Source organism: Bradyrhizobium sp. 26S5, assembly GCF_036923295.1.
GTDB classification, from domain to species: domain Bacteria; phylum Pseudomonadota; class Alphaproteobacteria; order Rhizobiales; family Xanthobacteraceae; genus Bradyrhizobium; species Bradyrhizobium septentrionale.
Map to the genome: position 1 here is coordinate 6016356 of NZ_CP145948.1, position 12554 is coordinate 6028909.

Here is a 12554-nt window from a genome sequence, read left to right on the forward strand (position 1 = left end):
GGTCACGCTGTTTCGCGGCGACCCGATCTAGCTGGCGTCGGCCTTCTCCGAATGTAGCGCGCGCTGGAACGTGATGTCGGAGACGGAATTCTTCTCGGCTACGTGTCAGCTCGGCGCATCGTCGATCCGGTGGTGAGCAAGCCGTTCACCGAGGGCCTCGCCATCCGCCCGTTCAAGCCGAAGATCCACTACCGGATCGCGGTCCTCTCTCCCACGCATAAAGCGCCGTCGCAGATGGCGCAGGATTTCGCCAAACTGCTGCGGCGCGCCTTGCGGGCGTGAACTTCGCGCTCGAAGCCCGCGCCGGCGCTTTCTATCGAGCGATCTGCGCGTTCACTGACAAACCAAGACGGGGGTCTTCGCCTGCGTCAGCACCTTGTTTGTCACGCTGCCGATCAGAACTGCGGAGAGTCCGCTACGTCCGTGCGATGACATGACAATAAGGTCGCAGCCTTTGTCCTTGGCCGCTGCGATGATGGCCTGATGCGGTTGCCCGCTCTCCGTTTGGATCGTCTCGCAGGACACACCGGCCTCCCGGGCCGCACGAGCCGCGCCATCCAGCGCGCTGGTGGCCTGTTCCTTGCGTATCGCAGCATATCCGGCGAGCACCTCACGGTACCGTGCCCCCAGCTCTGAAAGGGGCTCCAGGACAAAGATCACCGATACCTTGGCGCCGAGGGATTTCGCGAGCGCTACCCCCTGCGCGACTCCATGCTCCGCCAGTTCGGACCCATCTGTCGGAATGAGAATATGCCGGTACATGCTTCACCTCCCGATTATCTGCATGACGCATCGCTGCCTTCCGAACGAAAGCTGAGCCTTCGTTCCAGATACGGTCTTGAGATAGATCAATCTATCGCTCCGCGCACCGCGGTCCGGATCTCTGCAATTGATCCAAAGCAAGAAAACTCGGTCGATAGGAAGCGTGCACGCTTGCACCCTTGATCTAGATCATGGCGGACCCGGGACCTTCGCCACACATCACGTAGGTGACGGCTCAATCCCTGCGATAATGCGCAAGCATCGGGCGATCCTCGCATCGCAAAAGGAGCACGCCGATGTGGGTACTGATGTACGTGTTCTCCTATTCGGTCAGCCCGGCCGCTACGATCGACAAGGCCGAATGGAGGCTGCTCCCGACCGTGGTGTTCCAGGAATTCACAAGCGAGGAGCGATGCAGGGCGGCCAAGGCCACACTTGAGGGCAGCCTCAAAGAGGCGGGCGCGAAGCTAAGAAGCGGCCTGGAAGACCTGAAGAGTGTTGGCAAAGCCGACCCGGCACAGATCATCATTGCCTACAACGTGGAATGCCTTCCGAAATAGCATTTCCCGCACGGAAAAAATCTGCCACTATTGCCGAGCTTTGGCCGCAAACCCGGCCATGCAGGCCCGCCTCTCAGCCTGTCCTACTCGTCCTCGTCCTCTGGTTCGTCGTCATGCTCAATTGCGTCTCGCATGCCGCGCATGACGGCGAACGATACGAAGGCCATTCTCCTCTTCTGATCGTCGCTCAACGTCTTGTAGAGCGGCTCCCAGGCATCCGCGAGCTTCTTGAGATCGGTCCCGCGTTGAATGAGCCGATCCGCCCGTCGCTGCATGAGTTCAACCGGACTGCCGTCACCGAGAATCGAGCCTTTCTCGTGCAATTCGGCTATCCGCTCCAATCGGGCTTGCCGATTCTTCGCTCGCGCGCGGATGGCATCCTCGATGGCCGGCCAGTATTTCTCCTGGTCGGGCGTCAATTGCAGGGCGGCCTTGACGATGCCGACGCGCATATCCGTCAAGGCTTTCAAGTCGGCGGCGCTGGGTTGTGCTGCTCCGGCAGTCGGAGATGTCTCCGCTGCGCAGGTGAGAGACGACGTTGTGAGCAAAAGTGCAATCGCTGCGGCAGCTGTAATTCTAGTCATGACAAACTCCTGAGCTGCTTCTCATTGATGTCCCTGACAAGAAGCGCACAACCGGATCGGCCGCGGGTTGATCTAGGTCAAATGGCACGGAAGCGGAAATATGGACACGCGTCGAGCCGTTCAGGAAATGCCGCGCGACTTCAGGTCAGTCCACCTCGGGCTATGACCGGCGTAACGGCGTGCTCATCCATGCGATTTTCGCCCTGACGCTGCATATGGTGCCGCCTGGATCGCACGGTCCGATTTGAGCAACAACGGAACGCCTAGTCGCGGTTACGTTTGGGCCGATCCAGGCGCAGCCTCTGCGCTCTCATGCGCTTTATTTCTTCGTCGAGCGCACTCATTTTCTCCTCGTGGCGTTCGTCCTTCGACTTTGGCTTATCGCTATTGCGTAACTTTTCGAGCGCTTTCTCGACCGAGAGCTTTGGGGTGTCGGCCATTGGTCCTCCGAAGCGATCCAATCGTCGTTCAATGTGGCTGGCAGCGGTGTTGCCGGTGCTGGAGCGAACTCCCCTTTCCTCCGGCATTCGGACAACGATCTGAGTGCCGCGTTACGCCTCTCCTCTGCCATCGAGTGATCGGCAACGGCTTACGTCCCGCTAGCCTCGATACCTCCTCAGCTTACTGGCAGAGGTGTTGGCGGCCATCCTCGCCCCGGAAATACGTGCCGGGTGTGCAGACAAAACCCTGACCGCTGGAAGGATAGTTATAATAGCCATAAGCGCCGGCCGCAGCCGCAGCTCCCACAGCAGCGGTTCCGACCACTGCCCTTCGTGTCTGGCGACGGGCAACGCCCGCGACGCTCACCGGCGTCAAAGGACGACCGACGCGCGCTTGCGCGCTTTGGACAGAGATCGAGACACCGCTCTGCTCCGACCAGTCAAAAGACAGCAGCATGGCACACGCGAAGATGGACGTCGCTAGCGTGATCGTCTTCGAATCTGTCGGCATGGCTCTTCCTCCAATCTGCGGGTCCTACCCGGTCTGGTTTGAAAGCCAAGAACCCGGAGAGCCGTTGATCTGGATCAAGCTTTTCCAGATGCGTTTGATCGGTACGCGGACCCCGGCTTGCGGAAGATTGGCGGAACTCGGGTCTGCGTTCTCGCCGACCTTGAAGACCCTTAAAGCGGGAGCTCGCCCTGGCCGTTCGTCCAATCGATGATGTCGATCCGGAGCCCTCGCCTCAGGATCTCGGTTTCAAGATTGCTGGCATGCAGCTTCCATTCGGCCGTCGACCGGACCCGGAATTTTGCATCTTCACCATTGGCCTCGAACTCATCGTCGGCTTGGAGCGCGCCGCGAACAGCCTCGTACATCATCTTCAGGCTCGCGTCGGTGAACGCGCCGTACTCCATCGATCCTCTCCTCAAAGACTCAAACAGAGGAGGTCGCGATCGTGGCGACCTTTTGGGTGCAACACATCCAATCCGGTCGTGCTGAAGCACGACCGATCCTGATCAACGAAGCGTAGCGGAGCGACGGCTGAACTATCCACCACCGCTCGGCCGGATCAGTATTGATACTGGGACTGCGGGCAGACCATTTGACCGGACTGATCGTAATAGCAGCCTTGGTTTCCGTAATAGCCGTAGCTGCCATAGTATGCGCCGGCAGCGGTCGCGGCGCCGACGGCAGCAGCACCATAACCCCAGCCAGGGCGATAGTAACCTCTGCCATATCCGGGATAGCCGGCGACCGGGCGGCCGGGGCGACCTGCAATCGGCCGGCCCGGATAGCCCGGACGGCCGGCGATCGGGTGTGATGGCCGCGGGCGGCCGGCAACGCGATATCCTCCACCATGAACCCTTCCGCCAGCTACATGCATGCCACCGCCACGCATCCCGCCACCGTGAAAGCCACCTCCGCCGCCGCGGAATCCGCCGCCTCCTCCACGACGGGCATAGGCATCATCAGGAAACACGCAGACAGCAACGAGAAGCAGAACTGCCGAAGCGGCGAGGATCCAACGAAGCATGGCGCGCCCTTTCTCTAACGAACGATTTGGCGAACGACGAAGCTGCGACTCGTAGGCGCCGCGAGATTGACGTAGATCAACGGAATGCAATCGCGTCGGAATGAAACTCGCCCCGCCGTGGCGCTTTCGAACGTCAGGTGTTTCCCGGCTCTCGGAACCGCAAGCAATGTTCCTTTGGCACGATTTGCACTTTGGCGGCGACATGCGGCGATCGGGACGGCTTCGGGGATAGTGACGTTCTGGCCGTGATTTCTCCAACCTCCTTCGCTTTGGCCGTGTTCATGTAAAGGGCAGGATCGCCTCAGGGCGAGGATGAACGTGCTGAAAACGGATGTAACGTGTGCGAGCTGTGGCGCGGGTTGCCGTTCACCAAAGAGAGTTTCGGCAACGCGTTTTCAGAAGCGGCCCGTCAATGCGGGATCAACAAGAGCGCCCATGGTGTGCGCAAGATTGCCGCGACGATCGCCGCTGAGAATGGCGCGACTGCTCACCAACTCATGGCGATTTTCGGATGGACCAATATTCGCCAGGCTGAGGTTTACACCCGCGAAGCTGAGCGCGCCCGATTGGCCGCGCAAGGTATCGGCACGCTGGACGAAACCCGAACATCTATTCCCGCACCGAAGGGAAAGGTGCGGGCGTCAGGCGAGAAAGAATAACGATTTCAATGTCGAAAATTTGGAATGGTGGGGGAGGCAGGACTCGAACCTGCGAAGCCATGAGGCGGCTGATTTACAGTCAGCTCCCTTTGCCACTCGGGACACTCCCCCGTCCAACAGCATCAGAACCGGCCGCGCGAGTGGCGGCGGACCGGGTCATCGAAATGACGCTGATAACCGGCCGACCCGAAGCGGGTGCGCGGTCGGGCGCGTTTATGGGCGAAGGCGGTCCCCAAAGTCAACCAAGCCGGCCGCCTATTTGGCATACTTTTGCGGGCTGGCGGGATCTCTGTTCCAAACCGGCAAATGCGGGGGCTAGATTCTTGTTTTTGACGCGTTTTCTTCACGCGAACCGGTCCCCACTTCGCTCGAAAACGCTGTGTAAATTGCCAATATTCGGGAGCCGTGACACAAGCCTCACATGAGCGATCGCGACCGCAAACCCAATTTCCGAGGCAAGGGCGGTAAACCCTTCCAAAAAGGGTCAAAATTCGCCCGTCCGCCGGCCTGGCGGGACCGCGAATCCGGTTCCGACGGGCCGGTGATTCTGTATGGCTGGCACACGGTGGCGGCGGCCTTGGCCAACCCGGACCGCCAGATCCGCAAGCTTTACCTCACCGAGAACGCGGCAAAGCGGCTCGCCGAGGAAAACATCGCGACCCGCGTCACCCCGGAGATCGTCCGTCCCGGCGACATCGACCGGCGCCTCACCCCGGATGCCGTGCATCAGGGCCTTTTGGCGGAGGCCGATCCCCTGCCCTCGCCCGATATCGACACGCTGGCGCTGGAGGGCATCGTGCTGGTGCTCGACCAGATCACCGACCCGCACAATGTCGGCGCTATCCTGCGCTCGGCCGCGGCATTCGCGGTCAAGGCGATCGTCACCACCGCCCGCCACAGCCCGGAGGCGACGGGCGTGCTGGCGAAATCCGCCTCCGGCGCGCTCGAGCTGGTGCCTGTTGTCACCGTGCAGAATCTGGCGCGCGCGCTGAACGAATTGAACGAGCGCGGCTTCCAGACCGTCGGCCTCGACAGCGAGGGCTCGGAGGATCTCGGCAAGGTTCAGCTGCAGGCGCCGCTCGCGCTGGTGCTCGGCGCCGAAGGCAAGGGCTTGCGGCAATTGACGCGCGAGACCTGCCGCGTCGTCGCCCGCCTCGACATGCCCGGCGAGATCAAGAGCCTCAACGTCTCGAACGCCGCCGTGCTCGCGCTCTATATCGGCGCCAGCCGGCTCGGGCTGATGTAATAGCAACGCCCGCTCGCGAGACGCGAACGGGCGCTGATGTCTTCGACAGATCGTCGGATCAGTAGTAGCGGCGCAGCACGCGGTGGCCGTAGTGATAGGCCGGCGCGCGATGCGCGTAGCCGTAGCGATAGCCATAGTGCGACGACCGGTAGTGATGCCGGTAGCCGTAGTGGCGATAGCCATAGCCGTACGGGCGACCATAGCCCTCGCGATAATACGGACGCGGCGCCCAGTTGCCCGGACCGGTGTAGGTCGGGCCCTGGTTGACGTAATAATACTGCTGCGCCGCGCTGGGATAGGCGGCATCCGGGTCGGGCAGACGTTCGACCGCGCCGTAACCGCCATAGCCATAGCCGCCGCAACCGCCGCAGCCGTAATTCACGACGGGCGCGGAATAGCCGCAAGGGTTGAAGCCGCACGCCATTGCGGGCGCGGTCACCATGACGGCCACGGCCGCAATCAGTCCTTTGATCATTTGACGCATTACTCTCTCCTGTGGGTCTCGTTGTCGTCGCGTAGCTCTTGATGGCTATGATGGGCCCCCCTGCTTAAGGGGCTCCCGATTTAGGGGCCTCTTGGTCGCAGTGGCCGCGGCACCGGTCCCGGAAGCCGCTGCGGCCCGTTGAACTGCGGCGCGTAGATCACCGGCGGCGGATCGACCGGCACATTGGATTGCGCCGGCAGCGGCGCGGAATGCGCCGACCATGATTCATGATAGCTCTCGGCCGGCTGCGGCAGGCGCCGGTTAGCCGGCGGCTCGATCTCGAGCCGGCCGTAACCCGGCATGCGGCCGAGGCTCGGATAATAGTGGCCGACATTCGGCACCGGATCGATCGGGCGGCCGCCATAGACGGTCGGCACCATCGAGTCGTTGCGGGCAAGGCCCATCGCGCTTTCGATCACCGCGTAGGAGGCGTCGACACCGTTGATGATGATGGGCACGCCCGGGCGCACGGGCACGACAATGTCGAAGCCGCCCCCGGCCAGCGCCGTCGAGGTCATCGCAGCCAATATCGCCAGCGCAAGACTTACGCGCATGTCACCCAGCGTCCCGAATTGTTCGATCCGCAGCCTAATCCAAGCCCTTGGCGGAAGGGTTAAGGACGCGGGCCAAACTTCCGGTAAGCCTAACGCGTAAGCATCGGCATCCGCTCAATGCGGCGATGCGGGATCAGAAATCGTTAACGGCCGCTGGCGGATCAGGTGAACGCATTCTCGACGATCGAATGGATCCCGATCGCGATCGTGACCGCGCCGACCGCGATTTGCAGCCCGCGATTGGCCCAGGTCAGCCAGCGCGCCGAGGCCGCGAGCGGCACCGCGATCACGCTCGACAGCACGCCCATGCCGATCATCGAGCCGACGCCGAACAGCGCGACATAGCCAAGCCCGATCACCGGGTTTGGGGCCTGCGACACCGTCAGTACCAGGAGCGCCGCGGAGCCCGCCATGCCGTGCATCAGGCCGACCAGGAGCGTGCGCCAGCGGAAACCGTGCGCGTGGCTGTGTGCGGCGCGGGCATGCGGCAAGATTTCGCCGGCGTGGCTGTGGGCGTGGAAATGCGCAGTGCCGTCGCCATGCGAATGGGTGTGGAAGTGCACGCGGTCGCGCCACAGCCGCCACCACAGATGCGCGCCGAGGCCGACCAGCATGACGCCGACCGCGGTCTCGATCGGCTGCGCGACCGTCTCGGGGATCGCCCGCCCGAGCAGGATCGCGGCACCGGCAAAGATGAACAATGTCAACGTGTGGCCGAGGCCCCAGGTCAGGCCGTGCTTGACGATGTCGCCGACATGGGTCCGGCGTGCCGCGATGCTCGAAACGGCTGCGATGTGATCGGGCTCCAGCGCGTGCTGCATGCCGAGCAGAAAGCCAAGACTCAAGATTCCGAACATCGATCCCCCGCGCCCGCGCCGTCACTGCAGATCAAACACCACATCGCTGATCTTGTCAGGCCAGCACCTGGTCAAACAAGCACTTCGTCAAACAGGCCTTGCATCGCCGCCCAGGAGCGGCGGTCGGCCCGCGCATCGTAGAGTGCCGATTTCATGATCGAGCCGTCGGCGGTCGGGTTGGTGAAGCCGTGCAGCGTGTTGCCGTAGCTGATCACCTGCCAGTCGGCAACCTTGCCGGCACGCATCTCGTTCTCGAAGGCCACCACCTGATCGGGCGGCGTCAGCGGATCGTCGGCCCCGGTCAGCACAAGCTCGGCGTCGTTGAAGGCGAGATAGCCACGCAGAGAGGCGTCGCCGCCAGCATAATCGACGTCGCGTGTGTGCATGCAGTGCTCGTCAAAGGCTGCGTGATCCGGAACGCATCATGCGCGAGCATTGCGGAACTTCACACTGGTTTGAACGCAGGGCAAGGCTGCGCCGGAACAGGCGCCGTGCAGCGAGATTAGCCCCTCACGACGACAAGAGGAGATATCGCATGACACAACTGAAGATCCTTGGACGCTTCCTTGGCGCAGCAGCCCTGCTCGCATCGGTCGTGGCGAGCCCCGCGATGGCGCAACAGACCATCGGCACCACCGCCCGCTGCTCGAATGCCTGGCCGGACGCCCGATGCGAGAGGATGGCGCCTGGCACCACCGCCACCACCACTCGCGACCGCACCTATCGGCGAGATCGCGACTGGCAGGGCAGCTACAACCGGTATGACCCCGGGCCTGCCGACGTCGCGGCCGGTGTGGTCGGCGGCGCGGTCGGCACGGCGGCTGCGATCGCCACCGCCCCGTTTGGCGGTCCGGAATACGCCCGCACCCCGATCGGCGGCGAGGAATATGCCCGGCAGAACGGCTTCGTCTGCACCCCCGGCACCTGGTTCCGCGGCAGCGACGGCCTCCGGCATCCCTGCCAGTAGCTCACGCAAGCCGCTGACGGCGCAAAAGGCGGCCTGCGGGCCGCCTTTTCCGTGCCCCTCCGCTCGAAGCGAAGGGATCGGTTCTGGCCTTCAGGTTCTGGACATCGGTTCTTCAGGTTCTGGCCCTGGCGCACCAAGTCTGCTATGCGAGCGCGCAAATCATTCCCATGTCGCCGGCTTAGCTCAGCGGTAGAGCAGCAGTTTTGTAAACTGAAGGTCGGGGGTTCAATCCCCTCAGCCGGCACCATTGGTTTGGCCGACATTCCGCTCTTATCCATTGGGGTGGACGAGATCGCCCGTGCGGCCTTTGGCGGTCCACCAGGACCGCCAATCAATCCGGCTGGCCGGTCATCACCGGGCTTCCAGCCGATGGGGCTCCCCGGCCTTCCACGACGCTATCGACAAACTCTCATGTCGGATTTCCGGGTTCAGATGGCGAAACACCGTATTTCCCCGGAATCCTAAAAGCCTGTTGAAAACTTTAATCTAACTGTTGCCGGGGCTAGCTTTTCATCCCGAACAAATTTTCAGACTAAACCGGCAAGGGGCCGCGCGTGGAGCGGCCCCTTTCGATTCTCCCAAGATGAGTAGCGAAGGTGGATCGTCCGTCCTTCTACTCTTTATCGCTGATGGTCTGGGTCTTGGCGGCCGCCCTGAGTGCGCTTGTGGCAGCCCACCATTGAAAGGCCGCCAACTGAGGCGGCCGGAGAGGCTTCAAATGCAACCGAAGGTCAAAGAGCGTATCTGCCCGGCCTGCAAAGGAACGGGCTTCCCGCCGGTTGAGCAGCCTGTTCACCCGGGCCACAAAATCTATCCGGTCAAATGCAAGACCTGCGACGGCAAGGGCAAGATCCCGGAGGACAAATGAGGCGGCCTTATTCCTGCGTCGGATAGAGCTCCTTCTTTCGAGCCTCCATCTCCCCAATCAAATCGAGGGCCGCTTCGGCTGCGCGCGCGTCTTGAATCCGGATCGCAGTGGTCCTTGCGCGCCTCACGTGCTGTATCTCCGCGTCGATCGCATTTGTCGCACATTGAACTGAAACAGCCCTCACTCGTCCCAGGTTCGTTCGCCGCACGTCCTGCTCTCAAACATGCGAACGTGTTTCCCGGTGCGAACGTTCAGCATGGTCCGGACCAAATCCTGTGGCTTGCCGCACCGACAGGCTTTGACCGGCTGCAGTTCGATCTCTTGGATTTTCTGCGCATTGCGCTCATGGACTTGCCCTCCAGCGAGGCGAATCCTTAAGTTACAAAGTGAACACTTGTTCCTGGAGCGAATGGCAGAATCCAGAACGGGCATGGAACGTTTTCGAAGTGGCGCTTCCTAACTCCGCTCACCTCATTGCGGGCGCTTCATCCGAGAAAGAGCCACGCAACGCTTGCGATCAGGGCCACGAAAGACACCGCCGCTGCGCAGACAAAGGCAGCCTCGATGCCGTCAATTGGGTGGTGGTTCGTGTGCATCGGCGCCCTCCTTAGATGGGCGCTCGTGGACCGGGGGACATCAGCCACTCGGTCAAATGAGCGGCAGTCTCGTCGTGCCGCGCCTTCCTCAGCAAGGCCTCTCGCTCTCTACATGGGGGAAGTTCTCTAGCCCGTTGGCGTAACACTTGGGCTTCTTGGGCAAGGCGTTCTTCAAGCGGGACAAGCTGCTTAACGCGGCGTCGTCGCTTCATGGCTCCTCTCTCCAAGCTGACGTTGCTGCCCCGAAAACGGAATCAAAAAGCGCGGGAGACAGAAAAGTTCCAGCGAACTTCGCGTCGCAGAAAGAGGTTTCCAACTGAGGCGGCCCAGACAAGTAACGCCGCCCGTTTGAAATAAATACGGACGGCGTTTCCCTAGCCCCGAGAGGGTACGAACAAAATCCCGGATATTGCACTTTTCGAGTGCGATGACCTCTTTACTTGAGGAGCCTGTCTTTCTCCTTCTGTATGGCGGCAGCACTTCTGTTGATCTGTTTGCTCCAGAAGTGGTTCAGGGCGGTTTTAATTACCGTGTCGCTCTTGTTTGCCCATCGCCTGCGGAAGTTAACTATTCTCTTCACGCCGATATCTGCATGGGATGGGTATCGACCCATCACGTCGGCGCTCGCAAACCCGGGGACCGCTGCCATTCGCCCAAGTGTGAGCCGGTTTCGGCCAGACGAGCCTTGCGGACTAGGCGCTGGCGATCGATGCCTGGGGGAGTCCCCCGGGCCTCCTTGCGGAGCCGCTCTGCCTGGATGCCAAGCCGCTGTTCAAGTGATTGAGTGTGTATGAGATGTCGCTTCAAGGACATGCCACGCTCCATTCCGTTAGAGGAAGGCGGGAGCGCGATCGAGCGTTCTCATCACCGATATAAGCCACGGGTTCGGGCGGTGATGGATTTACTGTGTGCCTGTCTGGAGCGAATAGCGAGCTATTTATTTCAGGCTTATTGTCGCAACTCGCGGAATGATTGGCGTCCCAAGGAATGATGGGGCCGGAACGTTTGCTGTGGCTCGACGGTAGACCGCCAACTGACGCAGCCTTACCCCGAGCGATCTGCCATCGCCTTATCGATTTCCACAGCCAGATTCCTAAAGTGGGCAGCGAGGCGTTCGTACAGTTCTCGCTTCTTCTGGTCTGTAGCGCTTCTAGCGATCTGGTCGGCATAGTCGGCTTCGGCGCGTAGTTTCTTTGCGCCGGCCTTCATCGGGAAGTGACCTCAGCTGACCGAGATCGTCCGCCGACCACGGCAGCCCCGCCAGCTCGCAGGAGAATACGGCAGCTCCGAGTTTGGTGACGCGAGCCTTGTCGCTGCAGGACTGGCCGGAGGATGGCCCTTCGACGCCGCCGCCGATGCAGTCCGCTCCTGCAAGTCTCTTGATGACCCCGTGAACGCCGACCGTCCTGCCGCCGTTGTTGCCTTCAAACCGAAGTGCCTGGGCATCGAGTCCTCCATCCAGATAGACTCGGCTTAAGCCGAGTTGTGTTGGACCAAGCCGAGCATTTATTTGCGGCTCAATCAAAGCGCCTTGCGGCTTACCCACAACGTACACAGGAGGCCGTAGTTTCCCGGTTGTCAGGCGGCGCTTCACATCATCGATCGCGCTGACGGCCCCCCGCTGCATGCTACGCGCCGACCGACGCTGAGCCGTCATACGAAACAATTACCTTCCGGCGATCCGCCTCACCGCGGCCATCTCAAGATTCCCGATTGCTGAGAAGGAGAGCGCGAATGAGGAGATCAGCTTTGGCAATAGCCGTCATCGCCTGCATGATGTCGCGTGTCGCATCGGCGCAGGACATCTTCCTGCCGGACCCCCAGAAGATCGATTCCATGACGAGGAATTGTGTCTACAACAACGCGTTTTATTCCCAGGGAGCCCTCATCTGCCTCGGCGGAGGTCGCGGCCTCCAGTGCAGCAGCGGGAGTTGGATCCCCACGCAGGATCCCACTGCCTGCAAGGATCAAGTCCCCACACCATCCCCGCGGTGACCGTTCGCCTTCCCGTCTCGCTACACCAACCAGTTCGATTACTCGGCCGCGTGCTGCGCATCGTCCTGCATGCGGGAGCCCCAAGGCGCGATGGACAACGGCCAGCGCCACGCCGAATTGCAGGCATGCACCGCCAGGCAGAAAAAGACGAAGCAAGCATCGCGGCCTGCTGACGAAGCCGCTACGGCTGGTCAGCTTGGCGCCGTCGAGCACCAGTGCGGCGTCGGGCAAATGCACCTGCTCCTACATCGCGTCGACCTGCAAGAGCTGGAATCGCACCCATGGCGGCGATCTCGCCGTCTGCGACAGCTACCGTCAGAGCTGTCTGCAGAGCGGCCGGTGGGACGACAGAAACCGCCATATCGAAACGGTGGTGAAGCGCTAGGCTCGATCGCCCTCCAGACCGGCCCTTGCCGGAGGGCCGGTTCGGAAACACCCGCGACGCCC

The 12554-nt window shown here is 61.7% G+C and carries 17 protein-coding genes and 2 tRNA genes; 8 read left to right on the forward strand and 11 right to left on the reverse strand.

The window, feature by feature from the left end; all coding sequences use genetic code 11:
* Nucleotides 1–132: 132 nt before the first annotated feature.
* Nucleotides 133–282 carry a hypothetical protein gene (locus tag V5279_RS28230; protein WP_338690157.1) on the forward strand — a complete coding sequence of 50 codons (150 nt, stop codon included), beginning with the start codon at nt 133–135 and terminating at the stop codon, nt 280–282.
* 51 nt (nt 283–333) lie between these two features.
* On the opposite strand, the gene V5279_RS28235 is transcribed toward V5279_RS28230, so the two are convergent.
* Nucleotides 334–762: a universal stress protein gene (locus tag V5279_RS28235; RefSeq protein ID WP_338690159.1), complete on the reverse strand. Its 429-nt coding sequence runs from the start codon at nt 760–762 to the stop codon at nt 334–336.
* 296 nt (nt 763–1058) lie between these two features.
* On the opposite strand from V5279_RS28235, the gene V5279_RS28240 reads away from it, so the two are divergent.
* Nucleotides 1059–1322: a hypothetical protein gene (locus V5279_RS28240; RefSeq protein WP_338690161.1), complete on the forward strand. Its 264-nt coding sequence runs from the start codon at nt 1059–1061 to the stop codon at nt 1320–1322.
* Between the two features lie 83 nt (nt 1323–1405).
* On the opposite strand, the gene V5279_RS28245 is transcribed toward V5279_RS28240, so the two are convergent.
* The 5 genes from V5279_RS28245 to V5279_RS28265 all read right to left on the reverse strand — a co-directional run bounded on the left by V5279_RS28245 (nt 1406) and on the right by V5279_RS28265 (nt 3881).
* Complete coding sequence (locus tag V5279_RS28245) at nt 1406–1906, reverse strand: Spy/CpxP family protein refolding chaperone (RefSeq protein WP_338690163.1); 501 nt, start codon at nt 1904–1906, stop codon at nt 1406–1408.
* A 263-nt stretch (nt 1907–2169) separates the two neighbouring features.
* The gene (locus V5279_RS28250) at nt 2170–2346 is read right to left on the reverse strand and encodes a hypothetical protein (protein ID WP_165124350.1); all 177 of its coding nucleotides are present in this window, start codon (nt 2344–2346) and stop codon (nt 2170–2172) included.
* Nucleotides 2347–2527: 181 nt separating this feature from the next.
* Nucleotides 2528–2857, reverse strand: a complete 330-nt coding sequence (locus V5279_RS28255) for a hypothetical protein (protein ID WP_414645842.1) — start codon at nt 2855–2857, stop codon at nt 2528–2530.
* A 170-nt stretch (nt 2858–3027) separates the two neighbouring features.
* Nucleotides 3028–3261 (reverse strand): hypothetical protein, encoded by a 234-nt coding sequence (locus tag V5279_RS28260; protein ID WP_338690167.1) that lies wholly within the window; start codon nt 3259–3261, stop codon nt 3028–3030.
* Nucleotides 3262–3416: 155 nt separating this feature from the next.
* Nucleotides 3417–3881 carry a hypothetical protein gene (locus V5279_RS28265; RefSeq protein WP_338690169.1) on the reverse strand — a complete coding sequence of 155 codons (465 nt, stop codon included), beginning with the start codon at nt 3879–3881 and terminating at the stop codon, nt 3417–3419.
* Between the two features lie 359 nt (nt 3882–4240).
* Between V5279_RS28265 and V5279_RS28270 the strand changes: the two genes are divergently transcribed.
* A complete protein-coding gene (locus tag V5279_RS28270; protein WP_338690171.1) occupies nt 4241–4540 on the forward strand; it encodes a tyrosine-type recombinase/integrase in 300 nt (99 codons plus the stop codon).
* A 25-nt stretch (nt 4541–4565) separates the two neighbouring features.
* Here the strand turns inward: V5279_RS28270 and V5279_RS28275 are convergent.
* Nucleotides 4566–4651, reverse strand: a tRNA-Tyr gene (locus V5279_RS28275).
* 310 nt (nt 4652–4961) lie between these two features.
* On the opposite strand from V5279_RS28275, the gene rlmB reads away from it, so the two are divergent.
* Complete coding sequence (rlmB, locus tag V5279_RS28280) at nt 4962–5786, forward strand: 23S rRNA (guanosine(2251)-2'-O)-methyltransferase RlmB (RefSeq protein ID WP_338690173.1); 825 nt, start codon at nt 4962–4964, stop codon at nt 5784–5786.
* A gap of 58 nt (nt 5787–5844) precedes the next feature.
* Here rlmB and V5279_RS28285 read toward each other — a convergent pair whose 3' ends face one another.
* From V5279_RS28285 to V5279_RS28300, 4 genes are all read right to left on the reverse strand, one after another.
* Nucleotides 5845–6270, reverse strand: a complete 426-nt coding sequence (locus V5279_RS28285; protein ID WP_338690175.1) for a hypothetical protein — start codon at nt 6268–6270, stop codon at nt 5845–5847.
* 80 nt (nt 6271–6350) lie between these two features.
* Nucleotides 6351–6824, reverse strand: coding sequence for a hypothetical protein (locus V5279_RS28290; RefSeq protein WP_029080177.1), 474 nt, complete (start codon nt 6822–6824; stop codon nt 6351–6353).
* 161 nt (nt 6825–6985) lie between these two features.
* A complete protein-coding gene (locus V5279_RS28295; RefSeq protein ID WP_338690179.1) occupies nt 6986–7681 on the reverse strand; it encodes an urease accessory protein in 696 nt (231 codons plus the stop codon).
* 71 nt (nt 7682–7752) lie between these two features.
* On the reverse strand, nt 7753–8067 hold the full coding sequence (locus V5279_RS28300) for a dienelactone hydrolase family protein (protein WP_166297577.1): 315 nt from the start codon (nt 8065–8067) through the stop codon (nt 7753–7755).
* Between the two features lie 149 nt (nt 8068–8216).
* On the opposite strand from V5279_RS28300, the gene V5279_RS28305 reads away from it, so the two are divergent.
* The 4 genes from V5279_RS28305 to V5279_RS28320 all read left to right on the forward strand — a co-directional run bounded on the left by V5279_RS28305 (nt 8217) and on the right by V5279_RS28320 (nt 12492).
* Nucleotides 8217–8648: a hypothetical protein gene (locus V5279_RS28305; RefSeq protein ID WP_166297579.1), complete on the forward strand. Its 432-nt coding sequence runs from the start codon at nt 8217–8219 to the stop codon at nt 8646–8648.
* A 172-nt stretch (nt 8649–8820) separates the two neighbouring features.
* Nucleotides 8821–8895: transfer RNA gene (locus tag V5279_RS28310), tRNA-Thr, on the forward strand.
* A gap of 471 nt (nt 8896–9366) precedes the next feature.
* Nucleotides 9367–9516, forward strand: coding sequence for a hypothetical protein (locus V5279_RS28315; RefSeq protein ID WP_166297581.1), 150 nt, complete (start codon nt 9367–9369; stop codon nt 9514–9516).
* Between the two features lie 2787 nt (nt 9517–12303).
* The gene (locus tag V5279_RS28320) at nt 12304–12492 is read left to right on the forward strand and encodes a hypothetical protein (protein ID WP_338690183.1); all 189 of its coding nucleotides are present in this window, start codon (nt 12304–12306) and stop codon (nt 12490–12492) included.
* The last annotated feature ends 62 nt before the right edge of the window (nt 12493–12554 follow it).

Bases quoted from the DNA above. Each gene is read 5' to 3' on its own strand.
- V5279_RS28285 (WP_338690175.1), bottom strand. From the start codon at position 6,270: ATGCGTCAAATGATCAAAGGACTGATTGCGGCCGTGGCCGTCATGGTG.
- V5279_RS28240 (WP_338690161.1), top strand. From the start codon at position 1,059: ATGTGGGTACTGATGTACGTGTTCTCCTATTCGGTCAGCCCGGCCGCT.
- V5279_RS28245 (WP_338690163.1), bottom strand. From the start codon at position 1,906: ATGACTAGAATTACAGCTGCCGCAGCGATTGCACTTTTGCTCACAACG.
- V5279_RS28295 (WP_338690179.1), bottom strand. From the start codon at position 7,681: ATGTTCGGAATCTTGAGTCTTGGCTTTCTGCTCGGCATGCAGCACGCG.
- V5279_RS28255 (WP_414645842.1), bottom strand. From the start codon at position 2,857: ATGCCGACAGATTCGAAGACGATCACGCTAGCGACGTCCATCTTCGCG.
- V5279_RS28235 (WP_338690159.1), bottom strand. From the start codon at position 762: ATGTACCGGCATATTCTCATTCCGACAGATGGGTCCGAACTGGCGGAG.
- rlmB (WP_338690173.1), top strand. From the start codon at position 4,962: ATGAGCGATCGCGACCGCAAACCCAATTTCCGAGGCAAGGGCGGTAAA.
- V5279_RS28260 (WP_338690167.1), bottom strand. From the start codon at position 3,261: ATGGAGTACGGCGCGTTCACCGACGCGAGCCTGAAGATGATGTACGAG.
- V5279_RS28315 (WP_166297581.1), top strand. From the start codon at position 9,367: ATGCAACCGAAGGTCAAAGAGCGTATCTGCCCGGCCTGCAAAGGAACG.
- V5279_RS28250 (WP_165124350.1), bottom strand. From the start codon at position 2,346: ATGGCCGACACCCCAAAGCTCTCGGTCGAGAAAGCGCTCGAAAAGTTA.
- V5279_RS28305 (WP_166297579.1), top strand. From the start codon at position 8,217: ATGACACAACTGAAGATCCTTGGACGCTTCCTTGGCGCAGCAGCCCTG.
- V5279_RS28300 (WP_166297577.1), bottom strand. From the start codon at position 8,067: ATGCACACACGCGACGTCGATTATGCTGGCGGCGACGCCTCTCTGCGT.
- V5279_RS28265 (WP_338690169.1), bottom strand. From the start codon at position 3,881: ATGCTTCGTTGGATCCTCGCCGCTTCGGCAGTTCTGCTTCTCGTTGCT.
- V5279_RS28290 (WP_029080177.1), bottom strand. From the start codon at position 6,824: ATGCGCGTAAGTCTTGCGCTGGCGATATTGGCTGCGATGACCTCGACG.